This is a genomic window from Pseudolysinimonas sp., from assembly GCF_044239695.1.
Classification (GTDB): Bacteria; Actinomycetota; Actinomycetes; order Actinomycetales; family Microbacteriaceae; genus Pseudolysinimonas_A.
Map to the genome: position 1 here is coordinate 1 of NZ_JBIIAW010000055.1, position 20,372 is coordinate 20,372.

21 protein-coding genes and 1 other RNA gene are annotated in these 20,372 nt (G+C 70.0%); 14 read left to right on the forward strand and 8 right to left on the reverse strand.

Going from position 1 to position 20,372, the window contains the following annotated elements; translation table 11 throughout:
- Positions 1-988 (forward strand): 2-oxoglutarate dehydrogenase, E2 component, dihydrolipoamide succinyltransferase (gene sucB / locus ACILQS_RS09760; RefSeq protein ID WP_395639931.1); only part of this gene is annotated, 988 nt, incomplete at its 5' end.
- A gap of 10 nt (positions 989-998) precedes the next feature.
- On the opposite strand, the gene ACILQS_RS09765 is transcribed toward sucB, so the two are convergent.
- Positions 999-2,351 (reverse strand): protein kinase domain-containing protein, encoded by a 1,353-nt coding sequence (locus ACILQS_RS09765; protein WP_395639932.1) that lies wholly within the window; start codon positions 2,349-2,351, stop codon positions 999-1,001.
- A gap of 107 nt (positions 2,352-2,458) precedes the next feature.
- Between ACILQS_RS09765 and lipB the strand changes: the two genes are divergently transcribed.
- The 3 genes from lipB to ACILQS_RS09780 are packed head-to-tail and all read left to right on the forward strand — an operon-like array spanning position 2,459 to position 4,834.
- The gene (gene lipB, locus ACILQS_RS09770) at positions 2,459-3,118 is read left to right on the forward strand and encodes a lipoyl(octanoyl) transferase LipB (RefSeq protein ID WP_395639933.1); all 660 of its coding nucleotides are present in this window, start codon (positions 2,459-2,461) and stop codon (positions 3,116-3,118) included.
- Complete coding sequence (gene lipA, locus ACILQS_RS09775; protein WP_395639934.1) at positions 3,115-4,113, forward strand: lipoyl synthase; 999 nt, start codon at positions 3,115-3,117, stop codon at positions 4,111-4,113. The genes lipB and lipA overlap by 4 nt, the downstream gene beginning before the upstream one ends.
- 19 nt (positions 4,114-4,132) lie before the next feature.
- Positions 4,133-4,834, forward strand: coding sequence for a DUF4191 domain-containing protein (locus ACILQS_RS09780; protein WP_395639935.1), 702 nt, complete (start codon positions 4,133-4,135; stop codon positions 4,832-4,834).
- Here ACILQS_RS09780 and ACILQS_RS09785 read toward each other — a convergent pair whose 3' ends face one another.
- Complete coding sequence (locus tag ACILQS_RS09785; RefSeq protein ID WP_395639936.1) at positions 4,835-5,248, reverse strand: RDD family protein; 414 nt, start codon at positions 5,246-5,248, stop codon at positions 4,835-4,837.
- Positions 5,249-5,400: 152 nt separating this feature from the next.
- On the opposite strand from ACILQS_RS09785, the gene glnA (ACILQS_RS09790) reads away from it, so the two are divergent.
- From glnA (ACILQS_RS09790) to ACILQS_RS09800, 3 genes are all read left to right on the forward strand, one after another.
- Positions 5,401-6,825, forward strand: coding sequence for a type I glutamate--ammonia ligase (glnA, locus tag ACILQS_RS09790; protein WP_395639950.1), 1,425 nt, complete (start codon positions 5,401-5,403; stop codon positions 6,823-6,825).
- A gap of 102 nt (positions 6,826-6,927) precedes the next feature.
- Entirely contained in the window at positions 6,928-7,266 is a 339-nt protein-coding gene (locus tag ACILQS_RS09795; RefSeq protein ID WP_395639937.1) for a hypothetical protein, read from the forward strand.
- Positions 7,266-7,595: an ATP-dependent DNA ligase gene (locus ACILQS_RS09800; protein ID WP_395639938.1), complete on the forward strand. Its 330-nt coding sequence runs from the start codon at positions 7,266-7,268 to the stop codon at positions 7,593-7,595. The genes ACILQS_RS09795 and ACILQS_RS09800 overlap by 1 nt, the downstream gene beginning before the upstream one ends.
- 1 nt (position 7,596) lies before the next feature.
- Here the strand turns inward: ACILQS_RS09800 and ACILQS_RS09805 are convergent, their stop codons facing one another.
- The 3 genes from ACILQS_RS09805 to glnA (ACILQS_RS09815) all read right to left on the reverse strand — a co-directional run bounded on the left by ACILQS_RS09805 (position 7,597) and on the right by glnA (ACILQS_RS09815) (position 13,337).
- Positions 7,597-8,955: a UDP-glucose dehydrogenase family protein gene (locus ACILQS_RS09805; RefSeq protein ID WP_395639939.1), complete on the reverse strand. Its 1,359-nt coding sequence runs from the start codon at positions 8,953-8,955 to the stop codon at positions 7,597-7,599.
- Positions 8,956-9,028: 73 nt separating this feature from the next.
- Positions 9,029-11,959: a bifunctional [glutamine synthetase] adenylyltransferase/[glutamine synthetase]-adenylyl-L-tyrosine phosphorylase gene (locus tag ACILQS_RS09810; RefSeq protein ID WP_395639940.1), complete on the reverse strand. Its 2,931-nt coding sequence runs from the start codon at positions 11,957-11,959 to the stop codon at positions 9,029-9,031.
- Between the two features lie 40 nt (positions 11,960-11,999).
- Positions 12,000-13,337, reverse strand: a complete 1,338-nt coding sequence (glnA, locus tag ACILQS_RS09815) for a type I glutamate--ammonia ligase (protein ID WP_395639941.1) — start codon at positions 13,335-13,337, stop codon at positions 12,000-12,002.
- Between the two features lie 56 nt (positions 13,338-13,393).
- Here glnA (ACILQS_RS09815) and ACILQS_RS09820 point away from each other — a divergent pair, with 56 nt between their 5' ends.
- The 4 genes from ACILQS_RS09820 to ACILQS_RS09835 are packed head-to-tail and all read left to right on the forward strand — an operon-like array spanning position 13,394 to position 17,255.
- Positions 13,394-15,124 carry an NAD+ synthase gene (locus ACILQS_RS09820; protein ID WP_395639942.1) on the forward strand — a complete coding sequence of 577 codons (1,731 nt, stop codon included), beginning with the start codon at positions 13,394-13,396 and terminating at the stop codon, positions 15,122-15,124.
- Entirely contained in the window at positions 15,121-15,687 is a 567-nt protein-coding gene (locus tag ACILQS_RS09825) for a GNAT family N-acetyltransferase (protein ID WP_395639943.1), read from the forward strand. The genes ACILQS_RS09820 and ACILQS_RS09825 overlap by 4 nt, the downstream gene beginning before the upstream one ends.
- A gap of 10 nt (positions 15,688-15,697) precedes the next feature.
- Positions 15,698-16,516: a 3-methyl-2-oxobutanoate hydroxymethyltransferase gene (gene panB / locus ACILQS_RS09830; protein WP_395639944.1), complete on the forward strand. Its 819-nt coding sequence runs from the start codon at positions 15,698-15,700 to the stop codon at positions 16,514-16,516.
- A gap of 4 nt (positions 16,517-16,520) precedes the next feature.
- Complete coding sequence (locus ACILQS_RS09835) at positions 16,521-17,255, forward strand: DUF72 domain-containing protein (protein ID WP_395639945.1); 735 nt, start codon at positions 16,521-16,523, stop codon at positions 17,253-17,255.
- Here the strand turns inward: ACILQS_RS09835 and ACILQS_RS09840 are convergent.
- Positions 17,252-17,428, reverse strand: coding sequence for a methionine aminopeptidase (locus ACILQS_RS09840; protein ID WP_395639946.1), 177 nt, complete (start codon positions 17,426-17,428; stop codon positions 17,252-17,254). The genes ACILQS_RS09835 and ACILQS_RS09840 overlap by 4 nt on opposite strands.
- Positions 17,429-17,463: 35 nt before the next feature.
- Here ACILQS_RS09840 and map point away from each other — a divergent pair, with 35 nt between their 5' ends.
- The 3 genes from map to ACILQS_RS09855 all read left to right on the forward strand — a co-directional run bounded on the left by map (position 17,464) and on the right by ACILQS_RS09855 (position 19,517).
- A complete protein-coding gene (gene map, locus ACILQS_RS09845) occupies positions 17,464-18,348 on the forward strand; it encodes a type I methionyl aminopeptidase (RefSeq protein WP_395639947.1) in 885 nt (294 codons plus the stop codon).
- A gap of 15 nt (positions 18,349-18,363) precedes the next feature.
- On the forward strand, positions 18,364-19,146 hold the full coding sequence (gene ppgK, locus ACILQS_RS09850) for a polyphosphate--glucose phosphotransferase (RefSeq protein WP_395639948.1): 783 nt from the start codon (positions 18,364-18,366) through the stop codon (positions 19,144-19,146).
- A gap of 167 nt (positions 19,147-19,313) precedes the next feature.
- Positions 19,314-19,517 carry a cold-shock protein gene (locus ACILQS_RS09855; RefSeq protein ID WP_191281889.1) on the forward strand — a complete coding sequence of 68 codons (204 nt, stop codon included), beginning with the start codon at positions 19,314-19,316 and terminating at the stop codon, positions 19,515-19,517.
- 89 nt (positions 19,518-19,606) lie between these two features.
- Here the strand turns inward: ACILQS_RS09855 and rnpB are convergent.
- Both rnpB and ACILQS_RS09865 read right to left on the reverse strand, forming a co-directional pair.
- Positions 19,607-19,991: RNase P RNA component class A (rnpB, locus tag ACILQS_RS09860), an RNA gene on the reverse strand.
- 14 nt (positions 19,992-20,005) lie between these two features.
- Positions 20,006-20,372, reverse strand: a 367-nt coding sequence (locus tag ACILQS_RS09865; RefSeq protein ID WP_395639949.1) for a zinc ribbon domain-containing protein, incomplete at its 5' end; no start/stop codon positions are given.

The following is a 20,372-nucleotide window of genomic DNA, read 5'->3' on the forward strand; positions in this document are numbered from 1 at the left end:
CGCTCCTGCCCCGGTCGCCGCTCCGGCACCCGCCGCCGCTCCGGCACCCGCGCCCGCCGCCGCACCTGTCGCGGCTCCGGCGAACGCCCACGCCGGCTACGTCACGCCGATCGTGCGCAAACTGGCCAACGACAAGGGCATCGATCTCGCGTCGGTGACCGGCACCGGGGTCGGCGGACGCATCCGCAAGCAGGACGTGCTCGCCGCGGGAGCCCCTGCTGTCTCGACCGCGGCTCCCGCGACGAAGGCGGCCCCCGCGCTCGAGGTCTCGCCGCTGCGCGGCACCACGGTGCCGATGTCGCGCCTGCGCAAGGTGGTGGCCGAACGCGCCGTGCTCTCGATGACGACGCTCGCGCAGCTGACGACCGTCGTCGAGGTCGATGTGACCAAGGTCGCCAACTACCGCGACGAGGTGAAGGCCGCGTTCCAGGCCAAGACCGGCCAGAAGCTCAGCTTCCTGCCGTTCTTCGTGCTCGCCGCGGCGGAGGCGCTCAAGGCGTTCCCGATCATCAACGCGACGGTCGACGGCGAGAGCATCGTCTACCCGGATCACGAGAACGTGAGCATCGCGGTCGACACCGAGCGCGGTCTGCTCACCCCCGTGGTGCGCAACGCGAGCGACCTGAACATCGCGCAGCTCGCCGCTGAGATCGCCGACAAGGCCGACCGGACGCGCAACAACAAGCTGACGCCCGACGAGCTCTCGGGTGGCACGTTCACGGTCACGAACACCGGCTCCCGCGGCGCGCTGTTCGACACGCCGATCGTGTTCCTGCCGCAGTCGGCCATCCTCGGCACCGGCATCGTCGTGAAGAAGCCCGTCGTCGTGTCGGACGAGGGCCTCGACGCCATCGCGATCCGCTCGACGGTCTACCTCGCACTCTCCTACGACCACCGCATCGTCGACGGCGCCGACGCCGCGCGCTTCCTCGGCGCGGTCAAGGCCCGTCTCGAGAGCGGCGACTTCGCCTCGGTCCTCGGGATCTGAGGCACGGAATCTAGGGCTCGTCACCGCCCGTCGATACGGCTGGCACATCCGGGTACTGATTCAGGTACTGCCGGATGCGCCAGCCGTTCGTCGTTCTCAGCAGCAGGACCGACCTGGGCTGACTGCCGGCGGGGAGGTCGAGCAAGGCCGAGTCGCCCAGGCGTTCGACGAGCACCGGCGCACCCGCGAGGATGCCGGCCTCCGGGAGTTCCCGGCCCTCCTGCAGAGCGCGGATCAGCTCGACATCCTGATCGTGCGCGGCCGATCCGGCTTGCACGACGTCGTCGAGGCAGAGCAGCGAGAGGTCGCGGACGCACCGGTCTCGGAGCTCCAGGAGCACGGCGGCAGCCGCGACCGGGTCATCGGGAAGCCCGGAGACGGGCTCCCCGATGCTCGCCGACGGGATCGGGGTCGGCTGCGCCGCCGTCGGCCCCGCGGGCGCGGGCGGCACGAGCGCGACGGCGACCACGACCGTCAAGCCCCCGGCCGTCACTCCGAGCGCGAGACGCCTCCGTGTCGACGGCCACGCCGACCAGAGCCGGCGTCCCCGATCGACGACCTCGGCGACCCGCTCCCGGATCCCGTCGGGGATCAGCGCGAGAATCCCGGGCGGGATCCCCGTCGGGAGGAGGCCCGGCGCCTCCTCCTCGACGTCGGCCGTCTCCTGAGGCGCCCCCAGGCGTGCCGTCTCGACTTCGGCGGGTTCCGCGTCGAACCGCACGGGAGTCGGTGTCGCGAGGTCGAACAGCGCCCGCCCGAGCGCCTCGAGCGAGACCTCCGGCAGCCGGTGCGCGAGCCGCACCGCCGCCGGAGCTCGCTCCCCCGCGACCCGGCCGAGGACGACCCCCGTGATGTCGCCCAGCGCGGCACGATCGGCGATCACGCCCGCGACCGTCTCGCGCACGACCTCCGGCGAGCCCGGAGCGAACAGTTCGGCATGACCGAACCCGGTGAGAGTCGGAGCGCCGTCCTCACGGAAGCACACGGAGGTGAGCGAGAGGGCCCGGTGCGCGACGCCGGAGGCGTGCAACCGGTCGATCGTCGCCGCGATCGGGGCAAGGATCGTCACCGCCTCGCCGGCGCCGAGAGTGCCTCGCCGGTCCAGCAGCTCGGCGAGCGTCCCGCCGGGCAGCCGTTCGAGCACGAGCACGGCATCCCGGCCGTCGGATGCCACGTCGTCGAGCCTGACGACGTGGTCGCCCGCGGCCCGGCACAGCGCCTCGATCTCGGTGTGGCGGAGCGGGTCGCCCGCCGCACAGACCTTGAGGACGACGGTGTGTCCGTCGTCGAAGCCGAGCAGGAGTCGCGCCCGATCGCCGTGCCCGACCGACCGCAGCACCCGGTAGCCCGCGACATCCTCCACCTGCCCACCGTGCGGCACCGACGTGCCCCGCGGGTGCGGTCACCCGACGTTCGGGACAGGCACGTCCCGTGCCGACGGGGAAGGAGCCGCCGGGCTAGGCTCGGCTCGTGGTCGACTACGTCGTCACGGGGCTAAGCGCCAACTCCGTGCCGTATTCCACTGCCCTCGAAACGCAGCGTGCCGTGCACGCCGACGTCGCGAGCGGCAGGGCGCCAGATACCGTCCTCCTCCTGGAGCACCCGTCGGTGTACACCGCGGGAAAACGCACCGAGCCGCACGAGCGGCCGATCGACGGCACGCCCGTCGTCGACGTCGATCGCGGCGGCAAGATCACCTGGCACGGGCCGGGGCAACTGGTCGGCTACCCGATCGTGCGACTCGCCGACCCGATCGACGTCGTCGCGTACGTGCGGCGGCTGGAGGGGATGCTGATCGACGTCCTCGCCGAGTTCGGCATCGCCGGGGTGCGCGTCGACGGCCGCAGCGGAGTGTGGCTGGTCGGTGCGGATCGGCCGCACGGCGACAAGATCGCCGCAATCGGCATCCGGGTCGCCGACGGAGTGACGATGCACGGCTTCGCCCTCAACTGCTCGAACGCGTTCGACGCCTACCGCGCGATCATCGCCTGCGGCATCGCCGAGGCAGGAGTGACGAGCATCAGCCGCGAGCTCGGCCGCGAGATCACCCCCGGGGATGTCGTTCCGCTCGTCGAAAAGCACTTCGCCGAGCACCTGGCACCGTCTCTGGCGGCGGTGGTGCCGGTATGAGTGCCACCCAGGTCGGATCGGACGGACGCAAGCTGCTGCGCCTCGAGGTGCGCAACGCCGAGACCCCGATCGAGCGCAAGCCGGAGTGGATCAAGACGCGCGCCAAGATGGGCCCCGAGTACACCGCGCTGCACAACCTGGTGAAGACCGAGGACCTGCACACGGTGTGCCAGGAGGCCGGCTGCCCGAACATCTACGAGTGCTGGGAGGACCGCGAGGCGACGTTCCTCATCGGTGGCAGCCAGTGCACGCGGCGCTGCGACTTCTGCCAGATCGACACCGGCAAGCCCGCCGATTACGACACCGACGAACCGCGTCGGGTCGCCGAGTCGGTCGTGCGGATGGGGCTGCGCTACGCGACCGTGACCGGCGTCGCCCGCGACGACCTCCCCGATGAGGGCGCCTGGTTGCACGCCGAGACCGTGCGCGCCATCCATGCCGCGAACCCGGGGACGGGCGTGGAGATCCTCGCGACCGACTTCTCGGGGAATCCCGACCTGCTCGGGGTCGTCTTCGAGAGCCGCCCGGAAGTGTTCGCGCACAACGTCGAGACGGTGCCGCGGATCTTCAAGAGCATCCGACCGGCGTTCCGCTACGAGCGCTCGCTCGACGTGTTGACGCAGGGACGGGCGGCGGGACTCATCACGAAGTCGAACCTCATCCTCGGGATGGGCGAGACCCGGGAGGAGGTCAGCCAGGCCCTGCGCGACCTGCACGAGGCCGGCACCGACATCATCACGATCACGCAGTATCTGCGGCCGAGCCTGCGCCATCACCCCGTCGACCGCTGGGTGCGCCCGGAGGAGTTCGTCGAGATGAAGCAGGAGGCGGAGGAGATCGGTTTCCTCGGTGTGCTCGCCGGTCCGCTCGTGCGGTCGTCGTACCGGGCGGGGCGGCTCTGGGCGCGTTCGATGATGGCGAAGGGCCGCGACATCCCGGCCCACCTGCAGCACCTCGCCGACGCCGAACTCGGGTTCGCGCAGGCGGTGTCCTGAAGCCCTTATCGTTGATCCCATGGCACGCCCCACCGCCCCCGAGAAGGAACCCGGCCGTCTGAAGCAGATGTGGCAGGTCTTCCAGATGACCCGCCGCTACGACGGCACCGTCATCCTGTACCTGCTGCTCGCCCTGCTCGCGCCGATCGGCGCCGGCATCGTGCTCGCGGTGCTGTTCGGCGACGGCAATCCGATCCTGTGGATCCTGTACATCGTCGCGGGCGTGCTCGCCGGCATCCTGCTGCTGCTCATCGTGCTCGGCCGCCGTGCCGAGAAGGCGGCGTTCTCGCAGATCGAGGGTCAGGCCGGCGCCGTCGGGGCGGTGCTGAAGAGCTCGCTGCGGCGGTCGTGGACCGGCAACGAGATCCCGATCAACTTCAACAAGACGCAGGATGCCGTCTACCGTGCCGTCGGCCGGGGGGGCGTCGCGCTCATCGGAGAGGGGCCGCGCTCGCGCACCCAGCCGATGCTCGACAAGGAGCGCGCCAACGTGCGGCGCATCCTGCCCGAGGTGCCGGTGCACCTGATCTACGTCGACGCCCGCGACCCGGAGGCCACGAAGCTGCACCGCATCGTGCCGACGCTGCAGAGCTACAAGCGCGCGCTCACCAAGTCGGAGATCCAGGCGGTGTCGAACCGGCTGCAGTCGCTCGGCAAGAACGGTCTGCCGATCCCCAAGGGCATCGACCCGCAGCGCGTCCGGGCACCGCGCCCGCGGTAGCTAGACCCGAACGAGTACCGTCCCGGCGACCCGGTCGTGGAGCCCGCGCTGATCGGAGTCCATGATCACCGCGGGGATGAACAGGCACAGCAGCAGGGTGCGCACCAGTGGCCGCCACGGCGCGAGTCGGCCCGGGTTCAGCGGCACGACGCGCATGCCGAGCAGCAGGTGCCCGACGCCGCCGTTCACGACGAGCAGGAACAGCAGCTGGATGCCGGCGAACAGCGCGAGGTTGATCAACGCGTCGGTCTGCCACGGACCGGTCGAGAAGAACGCGAGCGACAGGCCGTAGGCCAGCGCCCAGTCGATCGCGAGCGCGATGAGGCGACGACCAGGGCGGGCGATCGAACGGGGGCCGGATTCGGGGAGCCCGAGGCGCTCGCCGGGCCAGCGGGTGTCGGCCGGATCGCTCACCGTTCCAGCCTACGGTCCCCACCCGCCGTAACATTCCCGAAACAATCCGGTCACGGTCGGGAAATGGCCCTCCCGTAGCCTCACTGGCGAGGCTGCACCCCGCAGCCGAAGCGTTCCACGGCCCCGACGGAGTAACTCCTATGTCCACCCCTCTGTTCAGCGACTCGTCCGAGGTGCTGAAGTTCATCAAGGACACGGATGTCAAGTTCCTCGACATCCGATTCACCGACCTTCCCGGCATCCAGCAGCACTTCAACATCCCGGCGTCGACCGTGGACGAGGAGTTCTTCTCGGTCGGCCAGCTCTTCGACGGCTCATCGATCCGCGGCTTCCAGTCGATCCACGAGTCCGACCTGCAGCTCATCCCCGACATCTCGACGGCGTTCGTCGACCCGTTCCGCACCGAGCGCACGCTCGTCATCATCTTCGACATCTACAACCCGCGGAACGGCGAGATCTACTCGCGCGACCCGCGTCAGGTCGCCAAGAAGGCCGAGAAGTACCTCGCCTCGACCGGCATCGCCGACACCGCGTTCTTCGCCCCCGAGGCCGAGTTCTTCATCTTCGACGACGTGCGCTTCGAGGTGAAGCAGAACAAGAGCTTCTACGAGGTCGACTCCGACGAGGCCGCCTGGAACTCGGGCCGTGTCGAAGAGGGCGGCAACCTCGCCAACAAGACCCCCTACAAGGGCGGCTACTTCCCGGTCACGCCGGTCGACAAGCACGCCGACCTGCGCGACGACATCGTGCTGAAGCTGATCGAGGTCGGCCTCGAAGTCGAGCGTTCGCACCACGAGGTCGGCACCGCCGGCCAGGGCGAGATCAACTACAAGTTCGACACGATGGTGCACGCCGCCGACGACATCCTGAAGTTCAAGTACATCGTCAAGAACACCGCCGAGGAGTGGGGCAAGGTCGCGACCTTCATGCCGAAGCCGCTCATGGGCGACAACGGCTCGGGCATGCACACCCACCAGTCGCTGTGGAGCGACGGCAAGCCGCTGTTCTACGACGAGAAGGGCTACGGCGGACTGTCGGACATCGCCCGCTGGTACATCGGCGGCATCCTCAAGCACGCCCGCGCGATCGCCGCGTTCACCAACCCGACCGTCAACTCGTACCACCGGCTCATCCCCGGCTTCGAGGCCCCGGTCAACCTGGTGTACTCGGCCGGTAACCGCTCGGCGTCGATTCGCATCCCGATCACCGGCACGAACCCGAAGGCCAAGCGCATCGAGTACCGCGCGCCCGACGCCTCCGGCAACCCGTACCTCGCCTTCGCCGCCCAGCTGATGGCCGGCCTCGACGGGATCAAGAACAAGATCGAGCCGCACGACCCGGTCGACAAGGACCTCTACGAGCTCCCGCCCGAGGAGGCCAAGAACATCCCGCAGCTGCCGGGATCGCTCGACGAGGCCCTCCGCGAGCTGGAGGCCGACCACGACTTCCTCCTCGAGGGCGGCGTGTTCACGCAGGACCTGATCGACACCTGGATCGACTACAAGCGCGAGAAGGAGCTCCTCCCGTTCGCGCAGCGTCCGCACCCGTTCGAGTACGAGCTGTACTTCGGGGTCTGACACCTCCGCAGCACGCACAGGGCCGCGTTCCTCCGGGAGCGCGGCCCTTCGCGTTGCCGTCAAGTCCTTCCGCCGCGCGCACCGGGCGCGCAGACTCGCACGATGAAACGCATCCTCTACGCCACGTCCGAGTTCACCACTGACGATGCCGTCGCGGACGCCCTGTTGGAGTACGCGAGCGTGCTGGCGATCGTGGGCTCCGCTGACGTCGTGCGGTTCCCGGGTCTCGACAGCGACGGCACCGTGCGGCAGATGCAAATTGTGATCGGGCCCGCCAGCCAGCTGTTGTCGATGGATGCCGACGCCACCGTCGACCTGCACGTGGAGGAGGCAGCCGCTGAGATCCGCGAACGGGCCCGCCGCCGGCTGCCGACCTCCTTCGAGATGGGCGGCGCGATCGCCGGACCCTCGGAGAGCGACGCCGAGAGTACGGCGCACTGATGGGCACGATGTCACATGGCAACGTCGCGGTCGAGTTCGAGGACCGCATCCTCTCGCACCTGCAGATCGTCATCGTGCAGCGATTCCGGCGCAGCGAGCCGCTCGTCATCTCATGGCTCGACTCGCTGGCGGTGGGCGACGGACGCAGTTCGATGTGGATGACGCCGGCTCTTCCGGTGTACTTCAAGTTCGCGGGCTCCCGCGTTCCCGAGATCGACCGCAAGTGGCTTCAGCAACTCATCGACTCAGCGGAAAGCTCGCCGGGGCTCATCGTGACGTCTCCGACGGGAGAGCTCGTGCGCGCCCTCGGCTCCGTGCAGGTGCGCTGAACTAGGCGAACACTACGGATCGGACGTCGGCAGGGGCGCCGCGGCCGAGCGCGTGCAGCGTCCAGCCGGCGGCGCGCCAGGCGTCGGCATCCAGGCAATTGCGCGCGTCGATGACGGTGCGGCCGCGCGCCAGCTCCGCGAGCGCGACGGGCGACGCGTCGACGAACTCGGGCCACTCGGTGAGGACCAGCACGACATCCGCTCCCCGCACCGCCTCCGCCGTCGAGGCCGCGAAGGTCAGCGTCGGGAAGGTGCGGCGTCCGGTCTCCCCCGCCGCCGGGTCGTAGACCGAGACCTGGGCTCCGCGCAGGTGCAGGGCGGCGGCGACCGAGAGGGCCGGCGAGTCGCGCACGTCGTCGGTGTCGGGTTTGAAGGCCGCGCCGAGCACCGCGATCCGGGCGTCGAGCACCGAGCCGTCGCAGGCGGCGATCGCGAGTTCGACGACCCGCTCGCGCTGACGCATGTTGATCTCGTCGACCCGCCGCATGAGCGACGCGATCTGCGGGGCGCCGAGTTCGCCGGCACGGTGGGTGAGCGCGCGGATGTCCTTGGGCAGGCATCCGCCGCCGAACCCGAGCCCGGCGTTGAGGAAGCGGCGTCCGATGCGGGCGTCGTGGCCGAGGGCGTCGGCGAGCACGGTCACGTCGGCACCCGCCGCTTCGCACAGCTCGGCGATCGCGTTGATGAACGAGATCTTCGTCGCGAGGAACGCGTTCGCACTCACCTTCACCAGTTCGGCGGTCGGCAGGTCGCAGGTGATGACCGGGGTGCCCGCGGCGATCGGCGTCGCGTACACCTCGCGCAACATCGCTTCGGCGGCCGGTGACGCCCCGCCGATGACGATCCGGTCGGGACGAAGCGTGTCCTCGACGGCCCGCCCCTCCCGCAGGAACTCGGGATTCCACACCAGCTCGGCCGCGACGCCCTCGGGGGTGAGCGCGGCGAGCAGCACCCGCAGGCGCTCCCCCGTCCCCACGGGCACCGTCGACTTGCCGACGACGAGTCCGTCCCGGCTCATCGCCCGGGCGACGGCGGCGACGGCGACCTCCACGTAGTCGAGGTTGGCCGCCGACGACCCGGCTTGCTGGGGCGTGCCGACGCAGATGAAGTGGATGTCGGCATCCGCGACCGCCGCGGCGAGGTCGGTGGTGAAGCGCAGGCGTCCGGTGGCGAGGTGCTTCTGCAGCAGCTCCGGAAGGCCGGGCTCGAAGAACGGCACCCGTCCGGAGGCGAGCAGGTCGACCTTCGCCGGGTCGACATCGACTCCGGTGACTTCGAATCCCAGTTCCGCCATCGCGGCGGCATGGGTGGCTCCGAGGTAGCCGGTTCCGATGACACTGACACGCATGCTGGTCGCCATGGGCCCAGTGCACCCGGGACCCGTGACCCGCAGGCGCGATGACACGCGAACGGCGGGTGAACGGCTCGCGAAGTCAGCCGTCGCCGTAGAAGCGGCGCTCGAACACTTGCCGGGCGAGCCGGGTGGTGCGCAGGTAGTCCTCTTCGAGCCGGGAGGCGCTGCCGGGCGGGTACTCCAGCAACCGCGCGACGCCTTCGAGTTGCTGGCGGTCGGTCGGCAGCACGTCGGCGGTCTTCGCGGTCCAGAGCGTCATCGCCGACCGGGCGCGCGAGGCGATGATCCAGGCCGCGCGCAGTTTCGCGGCGTCGTCGGCGGGCACGAGTCCCGCGGCGACCGCAGCCGCGAGGGCGTCGAGGGTGGAGGTCGTTCGCAGCCCCTCGACGGCGGCGCCGTGCTGCAACTGCAGCAACTGCACGAACCACTCGACATCCGACAAGGAGCCGCGCCCGAGTTTCAGGTGACGCGCGGGGTCGGCTCCCTGCGGCAGCCGCTCGGCCTCGACGCGGGCCTTGATGCGGCGCACCTCCCGCACATCGGTCGGCGAGATCTCGGCGGGGTACCGGATGTCGTCGGCCAGTTCCTCGAACGCGCGCAGCAGTTCGGGGTCGCCGACGGCCCCTCGGGCACGCAGCAGCGCCTGCGCCTCCCAGGTGAGCGACCAGCGCGCGTAGTACGCGCGATAGGAGTCGAGCGAGCGCACGATCGCGCCGTTCTTGCCCTCCGGCCGCAGCCCGAGGTCGAGGTCGAGCGGCAGCCGCAGGTCTTCGGTGAGCCGGGCCACGTCGTGCACGATGCGCTCCGCGCGACGCTGGGCCTCTTCGTCGTCAAGGCCCGCGGAGCGGTAGACGTAGACGATGTCGGCGTCGCTGCCGAAGCCCAGCTCCTCCCCGCCGTACCGGCCCATCGCGACGATGCCGAATTCGATCCCGTCGCCGTAGCGGTGCACGAGCGCGAGCACTCCGGTGAGGAGCGCCGACGTGACGTCGCTCAAGCCCTTGCCCAGCTCCTCGACGGTCAGCACCCCGACGATCGCGCCGAGGGCGAGCCGCAGCACCTCCCGCCGGCGGGCGGTGCGCAGGGCGACGGCGGCGGCATCCGGGTCGTCCCAGTGCCGGGCGACGGTCGCCGCGGTCTCTTCGAGCAGCAGTGCCGCGGGCCGGGGCGAGAGTTCGCCGTCGTTCTCGAGCCAGACCACCCCTTCCGGGATGCGCTCCAGGAGCACTGCGACGAACTTCGAGCCCGAGAGCACCTGGGTCAGCCGGTGTCCGGCGCCCGAGGAGTCGCGGAGCAGCCGCAGGAACCAGTAGGCCTCGCCGAGGTCGTCGGACAGGCGGCGGAAGGCGAGCAGGCCGCCATCCGGATCCGCACCCTCCGCGAACCACTGGAGCATCACCGGAAGGAGGTTGCGTTGGATCTGCGCGCGACGCGACACCCCGGAGGTGAGTGCCGCGATGTGGTGCAGGGCGCCGCGCGGATCGCGGAATCCGATCGCCGCGAGGCGGGCCTCGGCCTGTTCGCTGGTCAGCGCGTAGCCGCCGTCGGGCAGCGCGGCGACCGCGGAGAGCAGCGGGCGGTAGAACAGTCGCTCGTGCAGGGTCCGCACCTCGTGCTTGACCTTCTGCCAGGCCTCGAGCACCCCGGCCGCGGTCGTCGCGACCCCGGTCGCGCGGGCGAGCACCCGCAGTTGCTCCTCTTCGCGCGGCATGAGGTGGGTGCGGCGCATCCGGGAGAGCTGGATGCGGTGCTCCAGCAGTCGCAGGAACCGGTAGTCGCGCGCGAACTCGGCCGCTTCCACCCGCCCGATGTAGCCCTGCTCGGCCAGCGCGAGAAGCGCCTCGAGGGTCGAGCGCTGACGCACCTCCGGGTCGGCCTGGCCGTGCACGAGCTGGAGCAGCTGGATGGTGAACTCGACATCGCGCAGGCCGCCCGGGCCGAGCTTCAACTGGATGTCGACCTCGTCGGCCGGGATGTGCGCGGTGACCCGCTCGCGCATCGCCTGCACGGACTCGACGAAGTTCTCGCGAGCGGCGCTGGACCACACCAGGGGGGCCACGGCTTCGACGTAGCGCTCCCCCAGGTCGAGGTCGCCGGCGAGTGGACGCGCCTTCAGCAGGGCCTGGAACTCCCACGACTTCGCCCAGCGCTCGTAGTAGGCGAGGTGAGACTCGAGGGTGCGCACGAGCGCCCCGTCCTTGCCCTCAGGCCGGAGGTTGGCATCGACCTCCCACAGCGGCGGTTCGACGGCGAGGTCGGCGATGCCGCGCATCGTCTCACGGGCGAGCGCGGTCGCGATCTCGACCTCGCGGTCACCGCCCTCGGTCACGAAGATGACGTCGACGTCGCTCAGGTAGTTGAGCTCTCGAGCACCGGACTTGCCCATGCCGATGATCGCGAGCGGCGTGACCGCGGCCTCCTCGGCGGGGAATCTCGTCGCCCGACCGGGCGAGGATGGGGTGCCCAGTGAACGCCGGGCAACGACAAGCGACGCGTCGAGCGCGGCCCCGGCGAGGTCGGCGAGGCTCGCCGCGACCCGGTCGACGACGGCGGCCCCGTCGGGCTGCTCCAGGTCCCAGGCGGCGAGCCGTACGAGTTCCGACCGGTAGGTCGCGCGCAGCGCGTTCCAGGCCGCTTCCCCGGAGAGACCCTCGACCGACTCGATCAGTATTCGGCTCACCGTCTCCGCGTCGGCCGGAGCAGTAAGCGGGTCGGCGAACACCGCGAGTTGCTCGGGATGCCGCTCGAGGAACGACGCGAGCCCCGACGATGCGCCGAGCACCCGGATGAGGCGCTCGGTCGCCGCGGGATCCGTGAGCAGGGCATCCACGGGTCTCGGGGCGTTCGCGCGGAGCGTGCCGAGCAGTCGCAACGCCTGGTCGGGGTCGGCGGCGACCGCGAAGGCCGGGACGACCTCGGCCGGCACCGTCGCGAGGGCGTCGTTCGCCGCCCCGAGGTCGGCGAAACCGAGTCTCGCCAACTCCGTGAGCGTCGTCGTCGTCCGCGTCATGAGTGCAGTGCTTCCCCCGGGAACCGGGTCGGAACGGGGGTCAGAGGATCTCGAGGTTGCTCTCGAGCTCGAACGGGGTCACCTGGGCGCGGTAGCCGGCCCATTCGCGACGCTTGTTGAGCAGGACGTACTCGAAGACCTGCTCACCGAGCGTCTCGGCGACGAGTTCGCTGTCCTCCAGAAGCGACAGGGCGTGATCGAGGGATGCCGGCAGGCTGCCGTAACCCATCGCCCGACGTTCCGCCTTCGTCATGCTCCAGACGTCGCCCTCGACCTCCGCGGGGAGTTCGTAGCCGTTCTCGATGCCCTTGAGCCCGGCCGCCAGCAGCAGCGCGTAGGCGAGGTACGGGTTGGCCGCCGAGTCGATCGCCCGGTACTCCACCCGCGCGCTCTGGCCCTTGCCGGGCTTGTAGAGCGGCACGCGCACGAGCGCCGAGCGGTTGTTGTGACCCCAGGTCAGGTAGCTCGGGGCCTCGTCACCGCCCCAGAGGCGCTTGTAGGAGTTGACGAACTGGTTGGTGACGGCGGTGATCTCGGGGGCGTGTTTGAGCAGGCCGGCGACGAACTGCCGCCCGATCGTCGAGAGCTGGTACTGCCCGCCGGCGTCGTAGAACGCGTTCGCGTCACCCTCGAAGAGCGACATGTGGGTGTGCATGCCCGATCCGGGGTGGTTGGAGAAGGGCTTCGGCATGAACGTCGCGTAGACGCCCTGCTCGATCGCCACCTCCTTGACGACCGTGCGGAACGTCATGATGTTGTCGGCCGTCGTCAGCGCGTCGGCGTAGCGCAGGTCGATCTCGTTCTGACCCGGGCCGGCCTCGTGGTGGCTGAACTCCACCGAGATGCCGAGGTCTTCCAGCATCCGCACCGAACGTCGCCGGAAGTCGTTCGCGGTGCCGCCGGGCACGTTGTCGAAGAAGCCGGCCGAGTCGACCGGCTCGGGCAGACCGTTCTTGAGCTTGCTCGACTTGAGCAGGTAGAACTCGATCTCGGGGTGCGTGTAGAACGTGAAGCCGCGGTCGGCGGCCGAGGCCAGCGCACGCTTGAGCACGTTGCGCGGGTCGGACACGGCGGGCTGGCCGTCGGGCGTCGTGATGTCGCAGAACATGCGGGCCGTCGGGTCGACCTCGCCGCGCCAGGGCAGGATCTGGAAGGTCGACGGGTCCGGCAGGGCGAGCATGTCGGCCTCGTAGGCGCGGGACAGTCCCTCGATCGCCGAACCGTCGAAGCCGACGCCCTCGTTGAACGCGCCCTCGACCTCGGCGGGGGCGAGCGCGACCGACTTGAGCGTGCCGACGACATCGGTGAACCACAGGCGCACGAACTTGACGCCGCGCTCTTCGATGGTGCGCAGAACGAAGTCGCGTTGCTTGTCCACAGAGCCCTCACTGTCGGGTGATCGGCGCCCCACGACGCCGTCATTAGGCTAGCAACATGCCCCGACTGCGATTGGCGCTCAGCCAGGCCAATCCCCTCGTCGGGGACTTCGCCGGCAACACCGAGAAGATCCTCGCGGCCGCCCACGCGGCCTGGGATGCCGGGGCCGACCTGCTGCTCACCGGCGAGATGGCGATCAGCGGTTATCCGATCGAGGACCTCGCCGCTCAGCCGTCGTTCCTGCGAGCAGCCCGCGCCGCCGTCGACGCCCTGCCTGCGCGGCTGGTCGCGGAGGGGCTCGGCGACCTCGTCGTCGTCGTCGGCCACCCCGACGGCCCGTTCGAACCGCGCCTGCTCGGCTCCTCGAACGCGCCGACCGCGATCGCCCAGAACTGCGCCTCCGTCATCCAGGGCGGCGAGATCCGCGCACGCTACGCCAAGCACCACCTGCCCAACTACGCGGTCTTCGACGAGTACCGCACCTTCATCCCGGGTGACGAGTTGCTCGTCGTGCGCATCAAGGGGGCGGATGTCGCGGTCATCGTCTGCGAGGACCTCTGGCGCGACGGCGGTCCGGTGGGCCGGGTGCTCGAGGCCGACGCCGGCCTGCTGCTCGTGCTCAACGCCTCGCCCTACGAGCGCGACAAGGACGAGGTGCGGCTCCCCCTCGTCACCCGTCGAGCGGTCGAGACCGACACGATCGTCGCCTACGTCAACATCGTCGGCGGCCAGGACGATCTCGTCTTCGACGGCGACTCGGTGGTCGTCGACGGATCGGGCACGATCCTCGCCCGCGCCCCGCAGTTCCGCGAGCACCTGCTGCTGGTGGATGTCGACCCGGCCCCCGCCGGTGACCAGGTTGTTCCGGTCGCCGTGCAGCGCGTCACGGTCGAGGCCCGCAGCGACGAGGTCGGCCCGATCGCGCGGGATGTCGCGGAGCTGCCCGACGACCGCGAACAACTCTGGAACGCCCTCGTGCTCGGCCTGCGTGACTACGTGCAGAAGAACGGATTCCCGTCGGTCGTGCTCGGAGTGTCGGGCGGCATCGACTCGAGCGTCTGCGCCGCGATCGCCGCCGACGCGATCGGGCCCGCCAACGTGTACGGCATCTCGATGCCCTCCCGGTACTCGTCGGAAGGCTCGGTCGACGACGCCGCCGATCTGGCGGAGCGCATCGGGTTCCACTACTGGGTCGAGCCGATCGGCGACATCGTCGACGTCATCGAGAAGCAACTGGGTCTGGAGGGCGTGCCGGCCGAGAACGTGCAGGCGCGTGTGCGCGGGCTGCTTTGGATGGCCGAGTCGAACCGCAACGGGCACCTCGCTCTCACGAACGGCAACAAGACCGAGGTGTCGGTCGGCTACTCGACCATCTACGGCGACACGGCCGGCGGCTTCGCCCCGATCAAGGACGTGCCGAAGACCCTGGTCTGGGAACTCGCGAAGTGGCGCAACGAGTTCGCGATCGAGCGAGGCGAGACGCCCCCGATTCCCGAGAACTCGATTCAGAAGCCGCCGAGCGCCGAACTGCGGCCCGATCAGACCGACCAGGACACCCTGCCGCCCTACCCGCTGCTCGACGCGATCCTCGAGCTATACGTCACCCGCCGGCTCGGCCGCGAGGACATCATCGCCGAAGGCTACGACCGCGCGACCGTCGAGTTCGTCGCGAAACTCGTCGACAGATCGGAGTGGAAGCGCCGGCAGGGCGCCATCGGCCCGAAGGTGTCGGGGATGGCCTTCGGCCGGGACCGCCGGCTGCCGATCACCGGCCGGACCGCCGGGTGACTGTTCTCGAAGCGCCGCGCCTGCGGCTGCGCCCGCTCACCGCCGCCGACACCGACGCACTGCTCGCCTACCGCGGCGATGCCGACGTGTGCCGCTACCTCCCGTTCCCGCCGATGGATGCCGCGGAGATCGCGCGGCGCCTGGAGACCCAGTGGTTCCGCACCGAACTCGCCGCCGACGACGAGCACGTCACGCTCGGAGCGGAACTGCGTGAGACGGGACAGCTTGTCGGCGACGTCATCCTGTTCCTGAAGTCGCGGCAGCACGGCAACGGCGAAGTCGGCTGGGTGTTCCACCCGTCGGTCGCCGGCCAGGGCTACGCGACCGAGGCCGCGACGGCGATGCTCGACTGGGCGTTCGGCGCCAACGGCCTGCGCCGGGTCGTCGCCCGGCTCGACGCCCGCAACGACTCCTCCGCGCGGCTGTGCGAGCGGCTCGGGATGCGCCGCGAAGCGCACCTCGTCGAGAACGAGTACTTCAAGGACGAACTGACGAGCGAACTGGACTACGCGATCTTGAGCCGCGAATGGGCCGCGCGGCGCGACGGCGCTGCCGCGGGCTAGCCTGGACCACATGGCAGACGAGGTCGTCAAGCGCGTCCGGACCCGGCACTTCTCCAACGCGAAGCAGCAGGGCATCAAGATCACCGGTCTCACGTCGTACGACATGCTGACCGCGGCGATCTTCGACAAGGCGGGCATCGACTTCCTGCTCGTCGGCGACTCCGCCGGCAACAACGTGCTCGGCTACGACACCACGGTGCCGGTCACCCTCGATGACCTCATCCCGCTCACGCGGGGCGTGGCGAGTGCCGTGAAGCGCGCGTTCGTCGTCGCCGACATGCCGTTCGGCTCCTACGAGACCTCGTCCGACGAGGCGCTGCACACCGCCTTCCGCTTCATGAAGGAGACCGGGGCGCACGCGGTGAAGCTCGAGGGGGGCGTGCGCAGCGCCGAGCAGATCCGGCGCATCGTGTCGGCCGGCATCCCGGTCATGGCGCACATCGGCTTCACCCCGCAGAGCGAGCACCAGCTCGGCGGTCACGTCATCCAGGGCCGCGGCGAATCGGGCATCGAGGCGCTGCTCGCCGATGCGAAGGCGGTCGAGGATGCCGGGGCGTTCGCCGTCGTGCTCGAGATGGTGCCGAACGAGGCCGCCCGCCGGGTCACGGCGGAACTGAGCATCCCGACCATCAGTGTCGGCGCCGGCCCGCACTGCGACGGTCAGCTGCTGGTCTGGACCGACTGGGCGGGCATGACGACGGGCCGCATCCCGAAGTTCGTCAAGCAGTACGCCAACGTCGCCCAGGTGCTCGGGGATGCCGCCGTCGCCTGGCGCAAGGATGTCACCTCCGGCGTCTATCCGGCCCCCGAGCACTCCTACGACGAATAGACGGATGCCGGCCGCGCGCATCGGGATGGCCGGCTGGGTCTACCCGCCGTGGCGGGGCACGTTCTACCCCGCCGGTCTGCGGCAGGCGGGCGAACTCGCCCATGCCGCGACGCGCGTCACGTCGATCGAGATCAACGGTTCGTTCTACTCCGCGCAGAAGCCGTCGTCGTGGCGGTCCTGGCGCGACGCGGTGCCCGACGACTTCGTCTTCGCGGTCAAGGCCCACCGGTACACCGCCGTCGTGAAGCGACTCCGCGATCCGGCGGAGTCGATCACCCGATTCCTCGACTCCGGCGTCCGCGAGCTGGGGCCCAAGCTCGGGCCGGTGCTGTGGCAGTTGCCGCCCGACCTCGCCTACGACGCGGGTCTGCTGGAGGAGTTCCTCGGCTGCCTCGCCGCGACCGGGCTGCGTCACGCCGTCGAGGCCCGGCATCCGTCGTTCGACGACCTGCGGTTCCAGCGGCAGGCCACCGAGTCGGGAGTCGCCGCCGTGCTCGGCGACACCGCGAACGGCTGGCCCGTGCTCGACTGGCCGACCGCCGACTTCGCCTACGCGCGCCTGCACGGCGACCTCGATCGCTATCCGCACGGCTACGACGCCGCGGGGATCGACCGCTGGGCCGCCTGGACCCGCCGGCAGGTCGCTGCCGGTCGTGACGCCTTCGTCTACTGCGTCACCGAGAACAAGCTGCACTCGCCGCGCGACGCCGAGGCGCTGCGGGCCGCCCTGGAAAGCTAGTCGCCCTCGGAGGCCTCGTCTTCGGCGGCCCACTGACGGGCCCGCTCCTTCGCGATCTCGGGGGCGCGTGCGGCCTCCTCGCGACTCGCGTACGGCCCGTCCCGGTCGGATCCGAGGGACTGCGCGCCCTCCTCGACCTCGCCGGTCTTGTGGTTGTAGTACCACTCGCTCATACGGGCGAGCCTACGCGGGTCGGTAACCTGGGGGCATGCCACGCGACTCCGCCGGACATCTCATCCCGGGTCGCGTCGGATCGTCGCGACGCGTCCCGGACCGCATCCCCCGTCCCGAGTACGTCGGCCGACCCGGACCCCGGCCCTACACCGGCGACGACCGCTACTCCCCCGACGAGATCGAGCGCATCCGTGGCGCCGGGCGCCTCGCCGCACAGGCGGTCGAGGCCGTGGCCGCGGCTCTGCGGCCCGGCATCACGACCGACGAGCTGGATGCGATCGGCCACGAGTTCCTGGTCGCCCACGACGCCTATCCGTCCGCCCTGGGCTACCGGGGGTTTCCGAAGTCGATCTGCACGTCGGTCAACGAGGCCATCTGCCACGGCATCCCCGACGACACCGTGCTGCTCGACGGCGACATCGTGAAGATCGACATCACGGCGTTCGCCGACGGGATGCACGGCGACCTGTGCGCGACGTTTCCGGTCGGCGATGTGACGCCGGAGGCCGCCGATCTCGTCGAGCGCACGCGCGAAGCGCTGACCCGGGGCATCCGCTCCGTCGCCCCGGGCCGGGAGCTCAACGTCATCGGCCGCACGATCGAGAGCTACGCCCGGCGCTTCGGCTACGGCGTCGTGCGGGACTACACGGGCCACGGCGTCGGCGAGGCCTTCCACTCGGGGCTCGTCGTCCCGCACTACGACGCGGCGCCCGATCACGCGACGCTTCTGGAGCCCGGAATGGTCTTCACGATCGAGCCGATGCTGACGATCGGCACCCCCGAGGAGCCCGGGACGGTCGACTGGGACGAGTGGGACGACGGCTGGACCGTGGTCACCCGAGACCGCAGCCTCACGGCGCAGTTCGAGCACACGATCGTGGTCACCGAGCGCGGCTCCGAGATCCTGACGCTGCCGTAGGCCATGATGCAAGGCATGAGTGACCAATCGGGCCCGGCGACGACGCCGACCCTGGCGATCGGCATCGACATCGGCGGCACCGGCATCAAGGGCGCGCTCGTCGATGTCGCGACCGGCGAACTGATGAGCGAACGCCTCAAGGTCCCCACCCCCAAGGGCGGCGAACCGGCCGACATCGTCGCCGAGGTGGCGACGATGGTCGAAGCTTTCGGCGACAGCACCGGACGCGTCCCGATCGGGGTCTGCTTCCCCGCCGTCGTCATCAACGGTCACACGATGTCGGCCGCCAACGTCTCCAAGCGCTGGATCGGCCTCCCCGCCGAGACGCTCTTCGAAAAGACCCTCGGTCGCGACATCACCTTCGTCAACGACGCGGATGCGGCCGGCGTCGCCGAGCTCCACTTCGGCGCCGCCCGCGGCAAACGCGGACTCGTGATCATGACGACGCTCGGCACCGGGATCGGGAGCGCGTTCCTCTACGACGGCGTGCTCATCCCGAACACCGAGCTCGGCCACCTCGAGGTCGACGGCCGCGATGCGGAATCCCGCGCCTCCTTCGCCGCGAAGGAACGCTCCCGCCTGAGCTGGCGCAACTGGGCCAAACGCCTTCAGCGCTATTACGACACCGTCGAGATGCTCTTCTCGCCGTCGCTGATCGTCGTCGGGGGCGGGGTCTCCAAGGAAGCCGCCGAATTCCTGCCGTTCCTGCACCTGCGGGCGCCGATCGTCCCGGCCGAACTCCGCAACAACGCGGGCATCCTCGGTGCGGCGTGGCTCGCCGCTCGCCCGCGCAACTGACTCTCGGCCAACGTCGGGCCCTTCTCGCCCCCCGAAACGTCGATAACCGCCATATTTCGGTTGTATGAAGTTCGGCCCGAAAGGGGTGACGAACATTCCGACCATCCGCTACCGTCAATGCTCAGTTGCTCCGATCGACGGAGTCGAGTGCAAGAAAGCAGTACGCAATGCCCAGTGGAACCGTGAAGTGGTTCAACGCCGAAAAGGGTTTCGGCTTCATCGTCCCGGACGACGGATCGCAGGATCTGTTCGCCCACTACTCCGCGATCGAGGCGTCGGGCTACCGTTCCCTCGAAGAGGGCCAGAAGGTCACGTTCGAGGTTGCGCAGGGTCCCAAGGGCCCGCAGGCCGCGAGCATCAAGATCGCCTGATCTCACACCTCACGAACGCGTCGTCCTCGCTCGGGGGCGACGCGTTCGTCGTTCCGCGGCTCCGACCGGAGTGCAAACGACCGGGGGTGCAAACGGGTCGGCCGGTACGCCGGGTTCTGTCCGACCCGGTGCTGTTTCCAGAACCGATGTCGTGACGGCCATCTCTCTCGGGACTACGTTGCCGCAGCCCTCTAGCGGTCTACCCGGGAACTCGGGGGGCCCCGTCGACGTTCCCTGTCTGACCTTGCACCGGACGAGGTTTACCCAGCGAGCCCGATCACTCGGGCCCCTGGTGGTCTCTTACACCACCGTTTCACCCTTACCGACCTTCCGAAGAAGGCAGGCGGTCTGCTCTCTGTTGCACTTTCTCGCGGATCACTCCGGGTGGGTGTTACCCACCGCCCTGCCCTGTGGTGCCCGGACGTTCCTCGGCATCCCTCCGAAGAGGAACGACGCGACCGTCTGGCCGGCCCGTTTGCGTTCCTAGGCTACGGGACTTCGGGCTGCGTGACGGAGAGACCGGACTCGGCGGTGCGGACGAGCACCGCGTTCGAGTCGGGGCACAGCAGCACGTCGTCGGGGGCGGCCGCGCGCACCTTGTTCATCTCGACCGCGTTCAGGGTGACCCCGCTCGCCCCGGAGACGCCCCCGCGCAGGTGCGAGGCCCCGATGCCGTAGCGCTCCCGCTGCTTCTCGTAGAGGGCGAGGAGGTCGGCGGGGACCTTCGCCGCAACGGTCTGGCGGTTCGCGGCCGCATGGGTGCGCTCGCCCTCGATCTCGGCGAGAGCCGCGTCACGCGCCGACGTCGCGTCGGCGATCGCGGTCGCCAGGGCGGCGAGCGCGGCGTCGGTCTCG

What these genes read in the sequence shown, in the direction of transcription:
- ACILQS_RS09855 (WP_191281889.1), top strand. Translation starts at nt 19,314, where the DNA reads ATGCCCAGTGGAACCGTGAAGTGGTTCAACGCCGAAAAGGGTTTCGGC.
- ACILQS_RS09805 (WP_395639939.1), bottom strand. Translation starts at nt 8,955, where the DNA reads ATGGCGACCAGCATGCGTGTCAGTGTCATCGGAACCGGCTACCTCGGA.
- lipA (WP_395639934.1), top strand. Translation starts at nt 3,115, where the DNA reads ATGAGTGCCACCCAGGTCGGATCGGACGGACGCAAGCTGCTGCGCCTC.
- map (WP_395639947.1), top strand. Translation starts at nt 17,464, where the DNA reads ATGCCACGCGACTCCGCCGGACATCTCATCCCGGGTCGCGTCGGATCG.
- ACILQS_RS09795 (WP_395639937.1), top strand. Translation starts at nt 6,928, where the DNA reads ATGAAACGCATCCTCTACGCCACGTCCGAGTTCACCACTGACGATGCC.
- ACILQS_RS09810 (WP_395639940.1), bottom strand. Translation starts at nt 11,959, where the DNA reads ATGACGCGGACGACGACGACGCTCACGGAGTTGGCGAGACTCGGTTTC.
- panB (WP_395639944.1), top strand. Translation starts at nt 15,698, where the DNA reads ATGGCAGACGAGGTCGTCAAGCGCGTCCGGACCCGGCACTTCTCCAAC.
- ACILQS_RS09835 (WP_395639945.1), top strand. Translation starts at nt 16,521, where the DNA reads ATGCCGGCCGCGCGCATCGGGATGGCCGGCTGGGTCTACCCGCCGTGG.
- ACILQS_RS09820 (WP_395639942.1), top strand. Translation starts at nt 13,394, where the DNA reads ATGCCCCGACTGCGATTGGCGCTCAGCCAGGCCAATCCCCTCGTCGGG.
- ACILQS_RS09800 (WP_395639938.1), top strand. Translation starts at nt 7,266, where the DNA reads ATGGGCACGATGTCACATGGCAACGTCGCGGTCGAGTTCGAGGACCGC.
- ACILQS_RS09840 (WP_395639946.1), bottom strand. Translation starts at nt 17,428, where the DNA reads ATGAGCGAGTGGTACTACAACCACAAGACCGGCGAGGTCGAGGAGGGC.
- ACILQS_RS09780 (WP_395639935.1), top strand. Translation starts at nt 4,133, where the DNA reads ATGGCACGCCCCACCGCCCCCGAGAAGGAACCCGGCCGTCTGAAGCAG.
- ppgK (WP_395639948.1), top strand. Translation starts at nt 18,364, where the DNA reads ATGAGTGACCAATCGGGCCCGGCGACGACGCCGACCCTGGCGATCGGC.